Below are 3,595 nucleotides of genomic sequence, written 5' to 3' on the forward strand. Positions count from 1 at the left end.
CTCGCGGCCCTCCTGGATCAGGCTTTCGGCGAACACCTTGGTGTAGGCCGGCGCGTTGGCCGGCGCCTTGGCCTGCGCGCCGGTGATGACGTCGAATTTGTTGACGCCGTGATACTTGTCCGCGGCGGCTTCCGCCGGTGCGTAGCCCTTGCCCTTCTGGGTGACGACATGGATCAGCACCGGACCCTTGCCGTTATCACGGACATTTTTCAGGACCGGAATCAGATGTTCCAGATTATGACCGTCGATGGGGCCGATGTGATAGAAGCCGAGTTCCTCGAACAAGGTACCGCCGGTGACGTAGCCGCGCGCATGCTCGACCGCCCGCGTGATGGCGCGATCGGCCCGCTTGCCGAGGTAGGAGGTCAGCTTCTTGCCGAAGTCGCGCAGGCCGACATAGGTCTTGCCGGAAGCCAGGCGGGCCAGATAGGCGCTCATGGCGCCGGTCGGCGGTGCGATCGACATGTCGTTGTCGTTGAGGATGACGATGAGCCGGGCATCGAGCGCGCCGGCATTGTTCATCGCCTCATAAGCCATGCCGGCCGACATTGCGCCGTCGCCGATGACGGAAATGACATTGTTGCGGCCGCCTGAGAGGTCGCGGGCGGCGGCCATGCCCAAGCCGGCCGATATCGACGTCGAGGAATGGGCGGCGCCGAACGGGTCGTATTCGCTCTCGGCCCGGCGGGTGAAGCCCGACAAACCCCCTTCCTGGCGCAAGGTGCGGATGCGGTCCCGGCGTCCGGTCAGGATCTTGTGCGGATAGGCCTGGTGGCCGACATCCCAGATCAGCCGGTCATCGGGTGTGTTGAAAACATAGTGCAGCGCCACTGTCAGTTCGACCACGCCCAGGCCGGCGCCAAGATGGCCGCCGGTGCGGGACACGGCATCGACCAGTTCGGCGCGCAGCTCGGATGCCAGTTGCGGCAATTCGCTCTCGGCCAGCGTGCGCAGGTCGGCCGGGATGCGAACCCTGTCGAGAAGCGGCGTATGCGGCGTTGCGTTCACGTTGGGCCCAGACTTTCTGTTCATCGGCGGGATAGGCCGCCGGCGGGCGAAAGTAAATGCGTGTCGGTGACGCGGACGGTCAGCCTGTCGATCCGCTCAACCTTCCGGCAGTGGAATGAATTCCTTCTCATCGCCGGGAACGATATCGAAGCGGCCGGTCTTCCATTCCTGCTTGGCCTGCTCGATGCGCTCCTTGGACGAGGAGACGAAATTCCACCAGATGTAGCGCTTCGAACCGAGCGAGGCGCCGCCGAACAGCATGAAATGCGCACCGGTCAACGATGATATGACGATCTCGTCGCCGGGGCGGAACACCAGCAACCGTTCCGCCGGAAAGACGTCGCCCGAAATCGAGACCTCGCCCTCCAGCGTGTAGATGGCGCGCTCTTCCGCATCGGCCGGGATTTTGACACTGGCACCGGGCGCCAGCCGCAAATCAGCGTAGAGCGTTTCGGAGTCCGCCCGCACCGGAGACCGCAATCCCTGGAAATCACCGATGACGACGCGCCCGCTGACGCCGTCGGCATCGATCTCGGGAAGCCGAAGCGCCGCTGTGTTCTCGAACACCGGCGCAACCTCTTCCTTGCCATCGGGCAGTGCCAGCCAAGTCTGCAAGCCGGAGATGGACATCGGCGCGCCGCGCAATTCCTGTGGCGTGCGCTCGGAATGGACGATGCCACGGCCCGCGGTCATCAGGTTCACGTCGCCGGGCTGGATCACCATTTCGGTGCCGAGCGAATCGCGATGCCGGATCTTGCCGTCGAACAGATAGGTCACTGTCGACAGGCCGATATGCGGGTGCGGACGGACATCGAGCGCCTGGCCGGCGCGCAGGATGGCCGGGCCCATGCGGTCGAAGAAGATGAACGGCCCGACCAGCCGCCTCTTGGCGGTCGGCAACGCGCGGCGCACCTCGAAGCCGCCAATATCCTTGGCGTTGGGGATGACCATCAGCTCGATCTGGTCGCTGGCGAAGGCGTCGCCGGCTTCAGGGTCTTTCCCCGGAAAGAAGCTCATGAACTCTCCTTGTCAGCGGTCGTGGACCACCCTGGGCGCATCAGGCGAAACGGACCGCCGCCTTTGCCCGCAACTTGGCCGCCACCTCTTCGCGATTGCGCGGATGCTGGTGGGTTTCGAGGGAATCAAGCAATTCGCGTGCGGATGCCGCGATGGCTTCGACCGCATGATCGAACGCATGCTGGTTCTGTTTCGACGGACGCGTCGTTCCACTCAGCTTGCGGACAAACTGGAGTGCCGCGTCGCGAACTTCGTCATTGGTTGCCGGCGGATCAAAATTGAACAGGGTCTTGATGTTTCTGCACATCGTTTCCAAACCTCCTCTTGTCCGTTTCAATCGAGACGAACTGTATCCTCAATCATGATCGTGTCCAAAAATCGGTAAGGCTGCTCGGAGCCTTAGTCCGCGTCGAGCGGCTCGGTTCCAACCGGCTTGCCATCGCGCGACAGCCTGATCTTCTCGACCTTGTCCTCGGCTGCCTTCAGCAAGCGGTCGCAATGCGCCTTCAGCGCCTCGCCGCGCTCGTAGATCCGGATCGACTGGTCGAGCGGCACGTCGCCACGCTCCAGGTCATCGACGATCTTCTCCAGCGCGTCGAGTGCCTGTTCGAAGCTCATCGCCTTGACGTCTTCGTTGATCTCACCGCTCATCATTCATCCTTTCATCAGTCGCCCGACATGGGCGGCGACCGAAAATGCCAATCCTTGCAGATCGTAGCCACCCTCGAGCAGGCTGACGAGCCGGTTGCCGCCGTGGCGTGCGGCGCGCTGCATCAGTTGGCCGGTCGCCCAGTCGAAATCGTCCTCGGTCAGATTGATCTCGGCCAGCGGGTCGCGGTGGTGCGCGTCGAAGCCGGCCGAAATGATGATCAGGTCGGGGGCAAAATTGTCGAGCGATGGCAGCACGCGCGACAGGAAGGCATCGCGAAACACCTCGCTGCCGGTCTGTGGCGCCAGCGGCGCGTTGACGATGTTGCCGGCACCGGTCTCGTTCTTCGCCCCGGTGCCTGGGTACAACGGCATCTGGTGCGTCGAGCAATAGAGCACCGACGGATCGTCCCAGAAAATATCCTGCGTGCCGTTGCCGTGATGCACGTCCCAGTCGACGACGGCGACACGCTCGGCGCCGTGCCTCTTCTGCGCGTAGCGGGCAGCGATCGCCGCCGTGTTGAAGAAGCAGAAGCCCATTGCGGTGGTCTTTTCGGCATGGTGGCCGGGCGGACGGGCGGCGACGAAGACATTGTCGGCGCGGCCCGCAAAGACGTCGTCGACGGCGGCGTTGGCGGCGCCGATCGCCGTGATCGCGGCCTGCCAACTCTTCGGGCTGGCGGTGGTGTCGGCGTCGATGTGGGCAATGCCTTCGTGGGGGATGGCGGCGCGGACACGCGCGACGAAATCGGCGGGATGCGCGTAGAGGATCGTCGCCTCGTCGCCTTGCGGTGCCTCGACGCGGTCGAGCGCGGCAAAAGCTTCGTCGTCGAGCACGCGCTCGATGGCGCGCAGGCGGTCGGGCCGCTCGGGGTGACCCGGCGGGGTGACGTGTTCGAGAAAGATGGGGTGCGTGTAGAGA

Annotated in this window: 5 protein-coding genes; all 5 read right to left on the reverse strand. The window is 64.1% G+C overall.

What is annotated here, in order from left to right:
* Positions 1–1,008 (reverse strand): 1-deoxy-D-xylulose-5-phosphate synthase N-terminal domain-containing protein (locus EOA36_RS30790; protein ID WP_127280687.1); only part of this gene is annotated, 1,008 nt, incomplete at its 3' end.
* A 96-nt stretch (positions 1,009–1,104) separates the two neighbouring features.
* Positions 1,105–2,025 carry a pirin family protein gene (locus EOA36_RS30795; RefSeq protein ID WP_127280684.1) on the reverse strand — a complete coding sequence of 307 codons (921 nt, stop codon included), beginning with the start codon at positions 2,023–2,025 and terminating at the stop codon, positions 1,105–1,107.
* A 40-nt stretch (positions 2,026–2,065) separates the two neighbouring features.
* Entirely contained in the window at positions 2,066–2,332 is a 267-nt protein-coding gene (locus tag EOA36_RS30800) for a DUF2277 domain-containing protein (RefSeq protein WP_127280685.1), read from the reverse strand.
* Between the two features lie 92 nt (positions 2,333–2,424).
* Positions 2,425–2,676, reverse strand: a complete 252-nt coding sequence (locus EOA36_RS30805) for an exodeoxyribonuclease VII small subunit (protein WP_127280686.1) — start codon at positions 2,674–2,676, stop codon at positions 2,425–2,427.
* A gap of 3 nt (positions 2,677–2,679) precedes the next feature.
* On the reverse strand, positions 2,680–3,595 hold a 916-nt coding region (locus EOA36_RS30810), incomplete at its 5' end, for a histone deacetylase family protein (protein ID WP_145969387.1).

The organism is Mesorhizobium sp. M8A.F.Ca.ET.021.01.1.1 (assembly GCF_003998025.1).
Taxonomy (GTDB): domain Bacteria; phylum Pseudomonadota; class Alphaproteobacteria; order Rhizobiales; family Rhizobiaceae; genus Mesorhizobium.